This is a genomic window from Ruegeria sp. HKCCD7559 (genome assembly GCF_013110575.1).
In the GTDB taxonomy this organism is placed as follows: Bacteria; Pseudomonadota; Alphaproteobacteria; order Rhodobacterales; family Rhodobacteraceae; genus Ruegeria.
The window spans coordinates 19,647-34,715 of record NZ_WVQU01000010.1 but is presented as its reverse complement, the minus strand read 5'-3'; the positions used below and the strand labels follow the sequence as shown (position 1 = coordinate 34,715).

Below are 15,069 nucleotides of genomic sequence, written 5' to 3'. Positions count from 1 at the left end.
GGCCACTCAGTTACTTGGAAAAAACCTGCCCAAGACTGCCCGACGCGATCAGGCTATCAAGCGTTACAATTGATGCGTCGCCTATCATATTCCGGCACTTCTCTCCGGTGATAGCATCAAGATCACCTCCAGATGATCTTGATGCCGACCAGAAGCCGGAGCACAGAAAAGGGCGGCTTGCGCCGCCCTGCCCTTTGGTTATTCGGTTACACCGTCCTCGTCATTCCGTTTTGGGAAGGCCACCATTTCAACACTGGGGAACATACTGTGTTTGACGGTGATCGACTTGATTTCGCCAGAAACGTCGTCGGTGTTTACGAAGAGAACCCCGCAGCGGTCCCAGTAGTTTGTGCCATCTTTTTCACCGGCTTTGACGTTCAGTTTCAGAGTTTGAGTTGCCATTTTCAGATCCTCGCTTTTGAGTGTTTCGATGAACATGGCTTTTGCGAGCACTGAGGGGATGTCAGCGGCTATTTTGTTTCGCGATGCAAAGCCGGGCTTGCCCGGCTGCGGAAAATAGCCGTTGAAGCTGTTGATCTGTTGCCAGATCAGCAGCGCCAAACCCGACTGCTTGCATATGTTCATCTTGAAGAAACACGGGGAGCGAGGATCTTCATTGGCAACGGAGTGAAGACTGTCAGACCAGTGAAACGGCACGAACTACAGGGGCGGCTGCGAGCGAAAGGCTTGAACACCGATCCACATCTGATGGCGGCGAAACCAAGTCGATCCATCACATGCGCGTTGCTCAGTTCCGCGAGCTGGTGGCCTTCCTGAAATGGATTGACTTGCAGGAGATTGCGACAGTGCGGGGTGGCGCAAGTCGCCCTTTCCTGCCAGCGGAGGCGGAGGGCTGCAGGTGTTCTAGCGCCACGGTTCGGGGTTGCATCGGACGCAATAGCGGCCGTCACAGCCAAGCGACACCAGAGGAACATCGACGCTAGCACAATGACAAAAGAATGGCCCGACGATGCGGGCCACAAGTCTAACCGAAGGAAAGTCTCGAGGTATTGAAGTCAGATTAGCGCTTGCGTGCCCGATCGACAACGCCGTCATGCGTGATGGCCGCAATGCGATCGTCGGTACGGCGGGACATTTCGATCCCATCACCGGTCATCGTTGACTCTGCGTGCGGGGTCCATTTGAAAATACTGCCATCTGCTTCAACATGGGTTTCATCGTCGGCGGACCGGCGTTTGACCGAACCGTCATGCCGGATTTCAATGATCGTGTTATCGGCCATGCGGACGGTCACAGAATGATCGCCCATCGCAACACCCTGCCACCATTTATCGGCATCACGGCGCACAACGATCCGGCTGGGATGCAGTTTGATTTGCACATCCTGGGTGTCTTCAGCATCAGCTGCTTTGACGACAACGATGGCCTCCTGCTCAGCGATATCATCATGCAAGGACGCGCTGCCGTTCTTTGGAGGCCAAAGCTTCGGCTCCTCGCGTTTTCGCTTTTTCTGGTCCTTGTGGAACGCGATATACATCTGCGCAGATTTCCACACGCGGCGGATTGCGCTCTCTGCGGCGGTTGGCGTGGTGACTTTGGTCATGATTGCCAGTCCTCATAGATCAGATTTTCAACCCTGCGAAACTCTTTGACGTTATTGGTGATGAGCGTCAGGGAGCGCGAAACCGCCTGCCCCGCGATCAGAAGGTCATATGCCCCAATGGGCGTGCCTTTCTTGTACAGATCAGCGCGGATCAGACCAGCGGCTTTCGCATCGGTGGCTGACAGGTCAAGCACCTCGAAACGGAGCGCTTCCACACGCGCCACATTCTCAGCAACCTTCGCGCTTTTGTATGCGCCCCAATAGAGTTCATACATAACGACAGAGGGAACGCCGAAATCACTAGGCACATGCTCAGACAAGCGGTCAATCAGGTCGCGATTGCCAGCGATGATGCCAATGACGGCGTTGGTGTCGAGCAGGTATTTCACTTGAACACATCCAGTTCCGGGCGGTCTTGCGACGGAACATCTTCCTCGGCAGCCCGCGCCGCATCCTCATCAAGCGGACCCAGCTTGTGCAACTCGTCCAACCACTCCCAATCGTTTTCGATGGGTTCAAGAATGACCTTTGAGCCTTCGGCCCTGATCCGCACTTCATCGGTCTTGAACCGGAATTCTTTCGGCAACCGAACCGCCTGAGACCGGCCGGTCATGAACACTTTTGCAACCGCTGCATCTGGCATTGCTGCCTCCATGTGGTATCTATCATTAATATATATCATTCACGTATTGCTTTCAAGCTGGCACTGAATGAAGCTTAGGCATCATGGGCGGGATTCCGCGTCTACTTTCAACCTGTTATCGCTCGGTAGAATATGTCCGGTGTGGCAGGGCGCTTGCGCGCCCCACCTGCGGTGCTCAGACCATGCCTTCGGGCAGCCATGTGGCGATCCGCTTCTCGACCGCCTTGCTCAACTTCATCGCCTCGCGGGTCTCCGGGTCGTTGAACAGCGCATCCAGCTTCTTGCGCTTCTCGCCAACCTTGAGACTTTCGAAAGTGTTGACCTGATAGTTGCCCTCTTTGAGACCAAGAACGGTTTTCCAGATGTCATTGAGGTATGGCCCAGCGATACGGCTAAAGAAGTTCTCAAAGGTCGGTGTCCAGACCGCGCGAATGTCGGTCTTGACCTCTTTGTCGATCAGGGCTTTCAGCTTTTTGTCGCCGCCGCTCAGCAAACCCGCCAGATGCCGGATCAACTCAGCCTGAACGTGGTCGTCTCCTTTCTTGCGAAACTTGCGGAACGCCTTCGCCAGATCGCGGTCAAAGGCATCACCGTCCCATTCGGTTGATGTCGTCAGGCGTTCATCCAGCGCGTATCCGCTGTCCTCGGTGGTCGGCCAATTTGGCACATCACTTGCATTCAGGCCGATGGGATTGCTGTATTTCGCCCCACCTGAAACCTGAAAGGCCAGCAGGGCAAGGAGCAGGTCGGGATCGTTGACCGCCGCATGTTGGCGCGCACCTGTCACCACGCGGGCCAGATCATCAATCAGCGCCTGAGACATGCGCGGCTTACTGGACGTCTCAGTGACATCGGGCGTCTTGTGCTTCGATGCGGCCAACACACCGGCGGCAATCGCCGCCTCTTTGCCCTCTGGCTTCACCAGCCCTTCGATCACGCTCAACTCACCGGAGTTGGTGACATGCAGGATGATCCCGGCGCAGTCCTTCTGAACGTCTGTATATGCTCCGTCCAGAATGGTTTGCAGCGCCTGCAATTCGGCTTCGCCTGCCTCGTCCAGCACTTCGGCCTCTGCAAGCTCGGCCAGTTCGTCATAACGCTCTGCCTGTCCCTCGGTCAGTTGGCCTTGCTCGGCATAGATGCGGGCGCATTTCATCTGGTCGATATCATAGCCTCCAAAATGGCTATCCTTGACAACCTCAGCCCATTTCCAACCTTGTTCCTGCCGGATCGTGCGCGCGGCCACGGCCAGCTTGTCGGCAAAGCACTGGTCAAGGATTGCCTCATCGTCCAGCAAGGTCTTATCGGCAAAGAGGTCGCCAGACACACGTCCACCGGCCTCCTTGTAGGCGTCCAGGCCAACATATATTGCCCGTCGATCCGATGCGCTGACCGCATCCGGTTTCAGCATGTTCTTAATCTGGTATTCCGACAGGTGACCTTTCCGGGCCTGTTCCAGCACTTGCAAAATCAGGTCGGTATCATCGCAGATCGTAAACGCAGCAGCTTCGCCAAGGTTGATTTCCGTGGAAGCAAGTGCGTCGATCACCTGTTCCGGCAGGCCCGCCAGTTTCAAGCGTTTGTAAACATGCCCCTCGGTCACGGCAAAGGCGCGCGCGATGCCAGCGGCGGGCGCACCGGCCTTGTCCATCTTGCCATAGGCGCGGATTTCTTCGGCAGGTGACAGGTTCTTACGGGTGATGTTCTCTGCAGTCGCCCATGTCTGCGCCGTTTCAACATCTGGTGCGATCATCACCAGCGGGTTCGCCAGTTCGGGGCGGGTGCTGGCAAGGTCGTCGTGCTGTTCAGCCAGATATTGCAGTGCGCGCAGGCGACGCCCACCAGCGACGATTTCAGCGCCGCCCTTGTCGTCGGCCAGACCGGCGATGCTCTGGATCAGGCCAACGGTCCAGATGGACTCTGCCAGTTCAGCAATCTCGGCCTCCGGTACGGTCTGACGCGGGTTGATCGGGGAAAGTGTCAGCGATGCCAGCGGAAAGCGGGCCTCGGTTACAGTGATCTTGGTTTGCTTGGTCATAGGGGTAACCCTTTTCTCATTGTGAAGTTTCGTGGTAAGGGTGCCCTACCCCTCTCGGGGTAGAGCGAGGCCGCTTAGGCGGCTCCGTGATGTTTCAAGAAGGCGCGGGCGATCTTGCCGGAGAGGCCGCCCTTCTTGAGGTTCTTCCAAGCCAACTTGCGTTGACGCTCAATGGTGTATGGGTTCATGTACTCACCTCCTTTCCTGCGCAGGTTGCGCATCCAGCCCCGACCCCATGGCCGGGACCGAACTCAATAATCGCTGAGGAAAAGGATGGTCAGGACGCGGCGCGTCTTGCTCAAATCGGCGGGGGCCGGTGTCCCATACTGATAGGTCTCGTCGTACAGATCGATTTTGAAACAGACCTTGTGACCCATGATGTCCATGAACCCCATCTCGTGGGTGCCGTAGGGGTCGTTGTCCTCGTTGAAACCGTCATAGGTGACGATCTGGTTCAGGCATTCTGCAACAAAGCCGGGACCCATGTTGTCGATAGCGGTGGTCTGAACGATGATCCCCTCCCCGCCCTCGGGCAGACGCTTGCGGAAAGCGTCATTTTGCTGAGCGATGATTGCATAATCGACCTGACCTGTTTCCTCGGTCTGTTTTGCGATTGCAGCCATAGTGGACCTCTCTTTCGTGGTGATGCGGTGGCCGATCTGCGTTTGGCCTCGCCGCCCTTGTTTCGGTTTGTTCCATCGGGTCACGGCAACGACCCGATGGCCTGAACATCAGCCACCCTCGCCCCTCCGCGTTTTTCCCGGCGGAGGAGGGGGGCCGATGGAAAAGATTCGGATCTGATCGGAGGACTGGGGGTCAGGCTGAAATCGGGCAAATCTGGGAGGGACCCGCGCGCGTCGCGTGGGAGGAACCGGGATTTTCACGATTTCTGCTTGAGGCGTACAAAAAAAAGAGACATGCGAGCCGCGCCGCTGGCGCGGGTCTCTCCTCACGCCTTCCCCCTGGACCGGATCAGGTACGAGAGCTTTTCGGCCCCGCGACGCTCGGGAAAACAAGCACAGCAGACCGCCATCAGCGGGCTGCTCAGCCAATCATGAGAATGTCAGGGTTGGGGTGAGCGCGCGAGGCGCGTCGATCCCCTGCCCTGTCAATGGATCAATGTGAGCCGCGCGCCGCGCGCGGGTCTCAACTGACTTCCTTCAAGGATTAAGTTCTTTGATCAACCGACGTTTACTGAAGACGCCACATCTAAGTCTCAGAACACGCATCCGAAAGACCAAGATTTGATTCTGTGACTTGCGGCCGACAAGACATTTTTTGATTGACAGATCAGGAAAGCTACACGCCATGAGACACCTAGTAGTATTGCGCATGCAAGCAAAAGTGGTATTGATTGTGAATTGAGAGAAGGATTTGAAACCATGGAATTAATAGTTGAATTTGATAGCCAGATTGCTGCGGAGAAGGGTGTTGTCACCGAAGACATGTTAGCTGATTTAGAAGCAGAGATTGATGGTTTTGCTAAGCATGTCGGGGCTTCTTCCATAGGCCAAAGTAAAAAACCTGCTCCCGACGGCGCTCAAGGAGAGTTGGAGCTTCTGCAATTTTTGATTGAAGTCGCCAAAGAGCCGATGGCTATCAAGGCCGGGATTTCATCTCTGGTTTATGCGTTAAATGAGATTGCGTCAGCGAAAGGAAAATCTGCTGTAGATGATCCGGCGGAAAAAAAGGTCGCCAAACTGAAAGTACTTGGTAAGGAGATCGTTCTCCCCGCTTCAATTGCTGTTATTAAGCAATTCATCGAAGAAGTCACACGCGATGATTGATATCGATCGTAGGTTGCTAATTATCGGCCACTGGGGTCCTGATGGCACCACTCCCAATCATTCTCGAGTCCAGGGGGTAGTTGGTCGCCTTCAAAAGGCCCTAGGACAAAACGGTCGTTACCCCTTTCGTCCAATGTCAGGAGAAACGGGTGAGCCGGATGTTCTGTACAATCCTAGTGACGCCGAAGTAACCGCGAAGCTAGCCGACGAGCCAATTGGCGTAACAGATGGAACGCTATTGTTTGTGTACTACGTCGGACACGCCGTTGGCGCGCAAGAAAACGATCTACGACTAAGACTTAGATACAAAACAAAAGAAAGCGGCCCGTCTCACAAGAACCTGAGTACGTTACTGAACCAAATCCGCGATGCCGGGTTTACAAAACTGGTTCTGGGTCTGGATTGTTGTCATGCAGGAAGATCGCTCGGGCTTAGCAACGAATTTCCAGTCACTTCTTTTGTCATGCTTGGAACTGGAAATGGGTATGCGTTTAATTGTGACTTCACAGAAAGCTTGCTGAACACATTGGAGCGAGCGCCATCCAAAAGGGATCAACGGATTGACCGAGTGCGTAAGGGCTTCACATACGAACGACTATTTGAAGGCGCAAGGGCTCCATTTGTTTCCCGAGCTAGCAGTGTTAACCAAATACCTCAGAAATACGATGGAGGATTGGAACACACGCTGATTGCTGAAGCGCCTGTGACGATAACGACCGACTACAATCCGTTAGTCCCAAAGCGAACCGTTTATGGGCGAGTTTTCATATGCTTGAGGCTTCTGCAAGAACAACCGGTCCTCAAGTTTGAATTTCCAACTGTGATCAAATCCAGGAACGAGTTCTTGGTCCAGCGAATTGAAGATGGCGACGATCGGTATTTGAAACCAGAACGAGCATTAGAATACTGCGAGTTTTTGATCCAAAGCGGGCTCGTTGTAGAACAGAACTCAATGTTAAGCTTGACACAGATGGGTGAAGACGCGCTGAACGGTAGGTTCAATGAAACTCTTCTAAACGCTATTTCGGCAAATATTCTTCCGGGAGATGTTGACTACGATGACTTGGATCAGGCGGTGGATTCGCTCATACGCGACATGATTCCCCCAACTCCTGCAATGATTGCGGAACGTCTGTTGATCCAGGGGAAGTCAATTTCACTCACCGTAAGTATGAGGATCGCTTTGTTGTTGCTCCCCTCCACCGGACGTTTCCTCAAAAGTGCTGCAGACGCCCTGTTTCCATCCGACCCGGAATTGGTTGGGTGAAACGGATGGCGATAGCTGCACCTTTAGTCTGCCAAGCACTTATTCTCATTAGGTCCTTCGGAGAGGAAAAATCAATCTGCCTTCAATTCTCCGTCTCGCAAGTCTGGATATAGCTCGGTCACTCAGCCTTCAAAGTCCTCTGCATCTTCTGCGATGGCGTCAATGGACACATCCTCAGCGGTCGGTTTGTCCTGTTTGATCCGCGGCGCTGCCTTCTTCCAGACAGAGAGGTTTGCGCCGACTTCGCCATAGAACAGAGGAACAACTTCCTCTAGGTCGGATATGAAGTTGGCCTGCTGGGTAAACCGCCCACCGAGACGTTTGGATAGGAAAACGTGGAAGCCGTGCGTTACAAGGTGATCCTTACCTTCTTGGCAGATTTCAATGTTCTCCCGTAGATCTGAAACAAGGTGCTGTGTCGGCTCGCTGGCGCCTGGCCAAAGCAGACGTATATACAGCCCCTCCATGTCATCGATCTTTATTTGGCGGAGAAGCCAATTCAGACGAGCTTTTGTCGATTTCTTATCTTCAGGAGCCCTGATGGTCATCCCCACGTCGACACACCGCCGCTTCAGATCTGCAGTGACCTCGATAGGAGCGGCCGTGTCCGGCACATCCAACGTGCATTGCAATTGATGTTGCTCGCGAAGCAACAGCAGTTCATCTTTTTTCCGCTGCGCCGGATCATTGATATGCTTTCGCGACAGTTTCTCACTGACAGATGTTTCCACCAAACGGCTGAGTATTAGCGACAGATCACGTGTTTCCTGATGCCAAGCGTCAATTACGATCTGCGCCTCAGGCGACCGGGCCGGAATAACGCCGCCTGAAGACACTAGTTTGTTAATATCGCCCCATTCCTTGGGCATCCTATGGAAGCCCTGCACCCCAGCGCTCTCATGGTTGAGGAAACGTCGAAGCTCATTCAACAACAGCAGTTGGTCCTTGTCCTCGACTTGCTCATTGCTGATCAGCAACTCCGCGGTCGTGACCACATGCATCCATGACCAGTGATACACAGGAACCTTAGACCTACTCTTCCTGACTTCCTCGACCGGGTGAGCGGTCGGTGTAGTAGCAAACTGATTGGAGATCGTGATGACACAATCCATGCCGTTCTCTTTTGCGAGAGCGCGGTATCTTTCAATTTGCTCAGCATCGAGGGTGTTGTTCCCAACTTTGGTTTCAACAAGAGCCTTCCACTCTCGGGACCCAACCTTCAGAACAATCAATCCGTCTGGCCGATCCTTGATTGCCTTGGATTGGTTCTTGAACACAACCTCGGTGAAAGCATGAACCTGGGCTCGTTTTCCGCGTTTCTGGCCTATTGATTGCAGCAGCGCAGCTCCCAGCTCTTCAATCTGAACCATACAGGCCAGCACAATGGACGTTGTGCGGCCTTCCTTTGACGTGGTTGAGAGAACGGGGAACAAACGGGCAGCTTCGCCTTGAGCCAGGTAATCTGGCAACTTTTCAGTCATCTAAGCGCCTACAACTTGATATTGAATGTCATGTCTCAAATAGACAGTCGCCACAGCTTTCCGTCAAGTTTTCAATGAAGTAGGTAGTCAGAATACACGAAGCATGGATTGCCACACCACAAGGTTGATACTCAAAAATCCTATCATTTTTACATGATTTCAACAGTACATTCTCGTAGGAAAATTCGAAGCCTGTCACCTGTCGATAGACCCATGCGAGCTGCACCTCCGTGAAGGTCTCAGCACGATAACTTTCTGACACCCTCGGTTGTTGCGTGCTCTAAAACGCTTCCAATGGAGTAGACCGCAGATCAACAATATTTAGTAGTACAGATTCTCACAGACACAATATGTTTGCATTTTGGCAACTATGACGTTGTACTGCTGTGTTGGCAGAACCTCAGATGCGGTCCCGCCATACATGCGACACTGTCTTTCAGGAACTATCGGGGTGAACAGTGTTCTCCCTTCGAAGACCGGAGTTTGTACCTGCTGGACCGTATGCGGAATTGGTATGATTGCCGTCGACCGTATCTTCACCGCTTAGGTACTTTGATTAACTCTTCCCGCCCGGGTTGTGCATAGTCTCAAAAAGGTATTCTCTGACTGCAGTGTTTGAATAGTTGCGCATCACAAATGAACGGTCGACATACCGATTTACTTTCCAATTGTCTGTCCATCGATTTGGAGGTGGATCCAAAAACCGCGAAGGTATTTTCCTTTGCCGCCGTCCGAAACGATGAGCAACCGGCTTTGACATCGAAATCCAGCACGCTGGAGAAAGATCTCGACCGCCTGGAAGAGGCTATCGCAGGTGTCCCACATCCGATTGGTCACAATTTCCTGCACCACGATATGGAACACCTAATTTCTGCCAGACCACGTCTGACCCAGATCATGCGGGCACCAATTGATACACTGTGGCTGAACCCGCTGGCCTTCCCACGCAACCCGTACCACCATCTGGTCAAACACTATCACGACGGGCGGCTGGCTGCAGGGCATATCAATGATCCAGAACTTGACGCTCGGCTTGTTTTTGAGGTGTTCGCTAACCAGCTCGATGCCTTTCAAAACCTTGCCGAAAGCGAACCGGATGCGCTTGTAGCCTATCACTTCCTGACCACCCGAACCGAACAATCGGAAGGGTTTGATGCGGTTTTCAAGTACCTAAGAAAAGCCAATTGCCCGGCGCAGGATGAAGCCGTTGCCGCCATCCGTCGGATGCTGGACGGTCGGGCTTGTTGTAAACGGGTCGAACAGACTCTGGGAAGACTTAGCAATCCCCGAAACGGATGGCCTATGGCCTATGCGCTATCCTGGATCACCGTAGCGGGTGGGGACTCGGTCATGCCGCCATGGGTTCGGGCGCAATTTCGCGAGGCATCTCTGATTGTCCGGCATCTCAGGGATACGTCCTGCAAAGATCCCGCCTGCCAGTGGTGTGCTGAACAGAATGACCCGGTCCGTGCGCTGAACAGGTGGTTCGGGTTCGACAGTTTCCGCCCACAGCCTGTGGATCCAGATGGTCGCCCTCTGCAGGAACGCATTGTCGATGAGGCCATGTCCGGAACAAGCCTGCTCGGCATCCTACCAACAGGCACTGGAAAGTCCGTGTGTTATCAGGTGCCCGCTTTGTCGCGGTTCGACAAAATCGGGGCGTTGACCGTCGTCATTTCCCCATTGGTAGCGCTGATGGCAGATCAGGTTCAGGGTATGGAGCGCGTAGGCATTTCTTGTTCCGTGACCGTGAATGGTCAGATGTCCATGCCCGAGCGACAAGAAGCCCTGGACAAGGTTCGCATGGGCGATGCGGGCATTTTGATAATCTCGCCCGAACAATTGCGCGGCACATCAATCCGGTCGGTACTGGCTCAGCGCGAAGTTGGCCTGTGGGCAATTGACGAGGCTCACTGCGTGTCGAAATGGGGTCATGATTTCAGGCCGGATTACAGATATCTGGGCAGGTTCATCAAAGAGTTCTCGGGCGATCAAGCCCCTGCCCCAATCCTATGTCTCACGGCCACCGCCAAACCAGAGGTCGTCGCCGATATCGTCGAGCATTTCCAATCTCGCGCCGGGGTCGAGCTGCTCTCCCTTGATGGTGGAGCATCGCGGAAAAACCTGACATTTGATGTCAGGCCTACCACTAAGAACAGCAAACTAACCGATGTCCTGAACGTGATCGAAGAGCTGCTACCCGCTGAGGGCCGATCCGGCGCCGTGATCTATTGCGCGACGCGTAAAGAGACCGAGCGCGTCGCCAAGTTTCTAAAATCACAAGGTATGGACGCGGCACATTTCCACGCTGGACTTGGGTCCGATGACAAACACGACGTCCAGGAACGCTTCCGGGTCGGAGACCTGCGGGTGATCGCAGCCACCAACGCTTTTGGCATGGGCATCGACAAACCCGACATCAGGCTGGTGGTGCACGCAGACATCCCAGGGTCCTTGGAAAACTACCTGCAGGAGGCTGGGCGCGCCGGACGTGATCGGGAAATCGCCGATTGCGTGCTTCTGTACGCGGGGGATGATGTAGAGCGCCAGTTCAGGCTGTCCGCGGGTTCGCGTTTGGCACGGCATGAAATCGGAGCCATTCTCAAAGCCCTACGCCGGATCGACGAGCGCACACGCAAAACTGGCAAGATCGTCGCCACTGCGGGTGAGATTGTCCGGTTCGAAAAAGATCAAGAATTTGAACGGGACAGCGCGACTGATGACACACGAGTCAAGACAGCCGTATCTTGGCTTGAAGAAGCGACACTTGTTTCGCGAGAAGAGAACCGTGTTCGTATTTTCCCTTCTTCGCTAACAGTCCGCACACTGGACGAGGCGAAACAACGCCTTGCGGATGCAGAGATCACTCAAGCGCATCGCAAACAATTGCTGGCCATCGTGCAGCATCTGATCTTGGCCCCGGCGGATGAAGGGGTCTCAACCGATCAGCTCTGCGGCGTCAGCGGTTTGACACCCGGCGCGCTGACCAAGGCGATGGCCAATCTCGAAAGCTCGGGCATCGCGCGCAACGACGTAGAGATAACGCTCTTCATCCATGTCGGTGTGGCGCAGTCTTCCTCCGGGCGCCTCACAGAGGCCGCAAACCTGGAACGGGATTTGATCGCGTCGATGCGAGAGCTGGCACCGGATGCGGACAAAGAGGCTCCAATACCGCTGAACCTGCAGGAAACCTGCCAGCATCTGCGCAATCAGGACCACGCCGATGCCCGCCCTGATGTCATCGACAGGTTGATCCGGGGCATCGCGCGGGATGGCAGGGGGCAGGATGGTGGCACCGGCAATATCCGGTTGCGAAAGATAAGCCGGAACACTCTAAACGTGATGCGGATAAGATCGTGGGACGTCATTGCCCAGACCGCTGAGGTTCGGTGGCAAGCGGCCGGGATTCTTTTGACGTTTCTGACGGGTCGCCTCGACAAAGGCGCGCGAGGCAAAGACCTGCAGGTCGAAACCACCGTTGGGGACCTTCTGGCGGAGCTCACACAGGATGCCGTTCTTAAATCCAGCGGTCTGCGCGATATGACCAAACTGTTGGAACGCTCCCTGCTTTGGATGCATGAACAGGGCGTGCTGACACTGGGAAAAGGGTTGACCGTATTCCGCCCCGCCATGACCGTTTTCCTCAATCCCAAAGGTGGTCAGTTCACGCAATCGGACTTCCTTCCTCTGGAAGAACATTACGCCGAACAGACACTTCAGACCCATGTCATGGCAACTTATGCGGAAACCGGTCTCGAGAAGATCACAGACGCCGAACGCCTATCGGAAGACTACTTCCTGCTCAACAAAGAGCAGTTCATGAAACGTTGGATGCCGGGCATGGCACGAGAAGTCAAGCGACAGACAACCAGCAAGTCCTGGACCGCCATTGTCGAAGATCTGGGCAACAAGGTACAACAGGACATTGTCGCGGACGATCGGGACCAGACCAATGTGTTGGTTTTGGCCGGCCCCGGATCTGGGAAGACCCGTGTTTTAGTGCACCGGATCGCTTATCTATTACGAATGAAGCGCGAAGACCCGCGCGGTATCCTGGTACTGGCCTATAATCGCCATGCCGCTGCCGAAATCCGTGTTCGCCTACGAGCGCTGGTGGGCGATGATGCGGCGGGGGTTACGATCTCGACTTGCCATTCGCTTGCGATGAAGCTGGTTGGCGCCAGTTTTGCGGGGGTTCAGGCCGCGACAGAAGACTTCGACAATGTCATTATGGAGGCGGTGCGCCAGCTCAACCCCGAAGGCCTCACAAAAGCCGAAGCAGAGGCGCAACGCGAGAGCTTGATTCAGGGGTTTCGCTGGATTTTGGTGGATGAATACCAGGACATTGGTCCGGAGGAATACGCGCTCATTTCCGCCGTGGCTGGTCGTTCTCTGGAAGATGCCGAGCTTAAACTCAGCCTGTTTGCCGTGGGCGATGATGACCAGAATATCTATGCCTTCAACGGGGCTTCTGTCGATTTCATCCGCAGATTTGAAGAGGACTATAGGGCCAGACCATCTTTTCTGATCGAAAATTACCGGTCGACGGCACATATTATCGAGGCCGCCAATCAGGTCATATCCAAAGCGCCTGATCGGATGAAAACAGATCATGAGATAAGGATCAATCAGGCGCGGGCATCACAACCCAAAGGTGGACGTCTGGTGCAGGCGGATTCCATTGCTCATGGGCGGGTCCAACTGCTTGATGTCCCGCCAGATGACATGGCGCAAGCCGCAGCAGCCATTGATGAGCTGATCCGCCTGTCCTGTCTGGATCCCAATTGGAGCTGGTCGCGTGCGGCCGTGATTGCCCGCAACTGGAAATCATTGGATGCAGTTCGGACCTACGCCGAAGCGCAGGGGCTGCGCGTGGACATGGCAAACGAAGACCTTCCAAATGTCTGGCGGCTGAGGGAAACGCAGAGTCTGGTATCCGGGCTGCGGAGGAAACAGGGCGATCTGCTGGGTATTCAGGACATTCTGACTGTCCTCAACGAACAGTCTCGCAACAAATGGGTCGATCTGCTGGCCGAGGGTGTGGCTGAACTGGCCCGGGAATTGGGCACCAAAACAATGCCGGTGCCCGACATCATCGAATGGATCGCCGAATGGTCCCGGGACACACGCGGCGAACAGCGCGGACTTCTGTTGCTGACCGCGCATCGGGCCAAAGGGCTTGAATTCGACCATGTTGCAATCCTGAACGGCGACTGGACACGGGTGTCGAAAGAGGAGGATAACGAAGCCCCTCGTCGCCTGTTCTATGTGGCAATGACCCGCGCACAGCAAAGCCTGACAGTGCTGACATCCGGGGCGCACCCCTTTCTGAAAGCGGGTTCAGATTCAGTTCTGATCAGGCGAGTGACGCCCGATCTCGACGAAACCTCGCTGCCCGCAACAAAGTACCAGATGCCTGCGCTAGATATTGTAGATTTGTCGTTCGCCGGTCGCCAAGGGGATGCACATGACGTGCACAACGCCGTGCGCTCAGCCAATGTCGGGGACTCCCTTTCCCTTGTGTTTCAACAACCTCATTGGGTTTTGCTGGACGCGCAAAACCGTGTTGTCGGACGTATGGCGAAATCGTGGAAACCACCCAGCGGGCATGTGTTCGCCTCTGGCCAGACCGGGGCCATCATCAACTGGCGCAAGATCGACAGCGGCGAAGACTACGCCCACTACCATAGGCGCGATAGTTGGGAGACCATACTACCAGAGTTGATCTTCCGACATGAGAATGCCAAAGCCTCGCATAGTCAGCCGACACCAACAGCCCGAGAGGATGATCAGACGGACCGTGTCAGGGACAATCCATATCGACAAACTGCCTACCCTTCGGCAAAGGCATTGGATACCTCGGTTCCAGAACCACAGGAGATTGATAATCCGCCGGAACTCGACCTCAAAGCACTCATCCGCAAATCCATTGACGACACACGCTCCTGGGGTGAGCTTTCGGCAGCGCTGAAAGATAAAGATATAGCACTGGCTGCCAAGGGCGGCGGCCTTGTGGTCAAAAACGCCTCAACCGGCGAGGAGATCGGAAAAATATCTGCGCTTGGGTTCAAATATATCGATCTGATCCGCCACTATGGCGCAGGTTTCCCTGATCACCATGCGACATGGTTGGTCGAGAAGGCGTTAAACGACAACTACGTACCCAAAGGCCCAAGACGAACCAAGAAAGCAAAGAACCGCAAAAGAAAACCGGGCGATGGTGAAGATTTTTCGCTGATCGAAGATTGACAAATGCGCGGCTGAAATATCCGCGCAACGCCTCTCACCC

10 protein-coding genes are annotated in these 15,069 nt (G+C 54.6%); 3 read left to right on the top strand and 7 right to left on the bottom strand.

Annotated features, from left to right (window positions below; translation table 11 throughout):
* Positions 1-198: 198 nt before the first annotated feature.
* From GS605_RS18755 to GS605_RS18730, 6 genes are all read right to left on the bottom strand, one after another.
* Entirely contained in the window at positions 199-561 is a 363-nt protein-coding gene (locus tag GS605_RS18755; protein ID WP_171724964.1) for a hypothetical protein, read from the bottom strand.
* Positions 562-1,021: 460 nt separating this feature from the next.
* Complete coding sequence (locus GS605_RS18750; protein ID WP_171724963.1) at positions 1,022-1,564, bottom strand: hypothetical protein; 543 nt, start codon at positions 1,562-1,564, stop codon at positions 1,022-1,024.
* Entirely contained in the window at positions 1,561-1,953 is a 393-nt protein-coding gene (locus tag GS605_RS18745) for a type II toxin-antitoxin system VapC family toxin (protein ID WP_171724962.1), read from the bottom strand. The genes GS605_RS18750 and GS605_RS18745 overlap by 4 nt, the downstream gene beginning before the upstream one ends.
* Entirely contained in the window at positions 1,950-2,207 is a 258-nt protein-coding gene (locus GS605_RS18740) for an antitoxin (RefSeq protein ID WP_247744402.1), read from the bottom strand. The genes GS605_RS18745 and GS605_RS18740 overlap by 4 nt, the downstream gene beginning before the upstream one ends.
* A gap of 175 nt (positions 2,208-2,382) precedes the next feature.
* On the bottom strand, positions 2,383-4,245 hold the full coding sequence (locus tag GS605_RS18735) for a ParB/RepB/Spo0J family partition protein (protein ID WP_171724960.1): 1,863 nt from the start codon (positions 4,243-4,245) through the stop codon (positions 2,383-2,385).
* Between the two features lie 251 nt (positions 4,246-4,496).
* Positions 4,497-4,868 (bottom strand): DUF3768 domain-containing protein, encoded by a 372-nt coding sequence (locus GS605_RS18730; RefSeq protein ID WP_171724959.1) that lies wholly within the window; start codon positions 4,866-4,868, stop codon positions 4,497-4,499.
* A 759-nt stretch (positions 4,869-5,627) separates the two neighbouring features.
* Between GS605_RS18730 and GS605_RS18725 the strand changes: the two genes are divergently transcribed.
* On the top strand, positions 5,628-6,032 hold the full coding sequence (locus GS605_RS18725; protein WP_171724958.1) for a hypothetical protein: 405 nt from the start codon (positions 5,628-5,630) through the stop codon (positions 6,030-6,032).
* Positions 6,025-7,299: a hypothetical protein gene (locus GS605_RS18720; RefSeq protein ID WP_171724957.1), complete on the top strand. Its 1,275-nt coding sequence runs from the start codon at positions 6,025-6,027 to the stop codon at positions 7,297-7,299. The genes GS605_RS18725 and GS605_RS18720 overlap by 8 nt, the downstream gene beginning before the upstream one ends.
* Before the next feature lie 122 nt (positions 7,300-7,421).
* Here the strand turns inward: GS605_RS18720 and GS605_RS18715 are convergent, their stop codons facing one another.
* Positions 7,422-8,780 (bottom strand): hypothetical protein, encoded by a 1,359-nt coding sequence (locus GS605_RS18715; protein ID WP_171724956.1) that lies wholly within the window; start codon positions 8,778-8,780, stop codon positions 7,422-7,424.
* Positions 8,781-9,416: 636 nt separating this feature from the next.
* Here GS605_RS18715 and GS605_RS18710 point away from each other — a divergent pair.
* Positions 9,417-15,029: a RecQ family ATP-dependent DNA helicase gene (locus tag GS605_RS18710; RefSeq protein WP_171724955.1), complete on the top strand. Its 5,613-nt coding sequence runs from the start codon at positions 9,417-9,419 to the stop codon at positions 15,027-15,029.
* Positions 15,030-15,069: the final 40 nt, after the last annotated feature.

Coding starts and splice junctions, on each gene's coding strand:
- GS605_RS18750 (WP_171724963.1), bottom strand. CDS start 1,564: ATGACCAAAGTCACCACGCCAACCGCCGCAGAGAGCGCAATCCGCCGC.
- GS605_RS18740 (WP_247744402.1), bottom strand. CDS start 2,207: ATGCCAGATGCAGCGGTTGCAAAAGTGTTCATGACCGGCCGGTCTCAG.
- GS605_RS18735 (WP_171724960.1), bottom strand. CDS start 4,245: ATGACCAAGCAAACCAAGATCACTGTAACCGAGGCCCGCTTTCCGCTG.
- GS605_RS18730 (WP_171724959.1), bottom strand. CDS start 4,868: ATGGCTGCAATCGCAAAACAGACCGAGGAAACAGGTCAGGTCGATTAT.
- GS605_RS18725 (WP_171724958.1), top strand. CDS start 5,628: ATGGAATTAATAGTTGAATTTGATAGCCAGATTGCTGCGGAGAAGGGT.
- GS605_RS18720 (WP_171724957.1), top strand. CDS start 6,025: ATGATTGATATCGATCGTAGGTTGCTAATTATCGGCCACTGGGGTCCT.
- GS605_RS18715 (WP_171724956.1), bottom strand. CDS start 8,780: ATGACTGAAAAGTTGCCAGATTACCTGGCTCAAGGCGAAGCTGCCCGT.
- GS605_RS18710 (WP_171724955.1), top strand. CDS start 9,417: ATGAACGGTCGACATACCGATTTACTTTCCAATTGTCTGTCCATCGAT.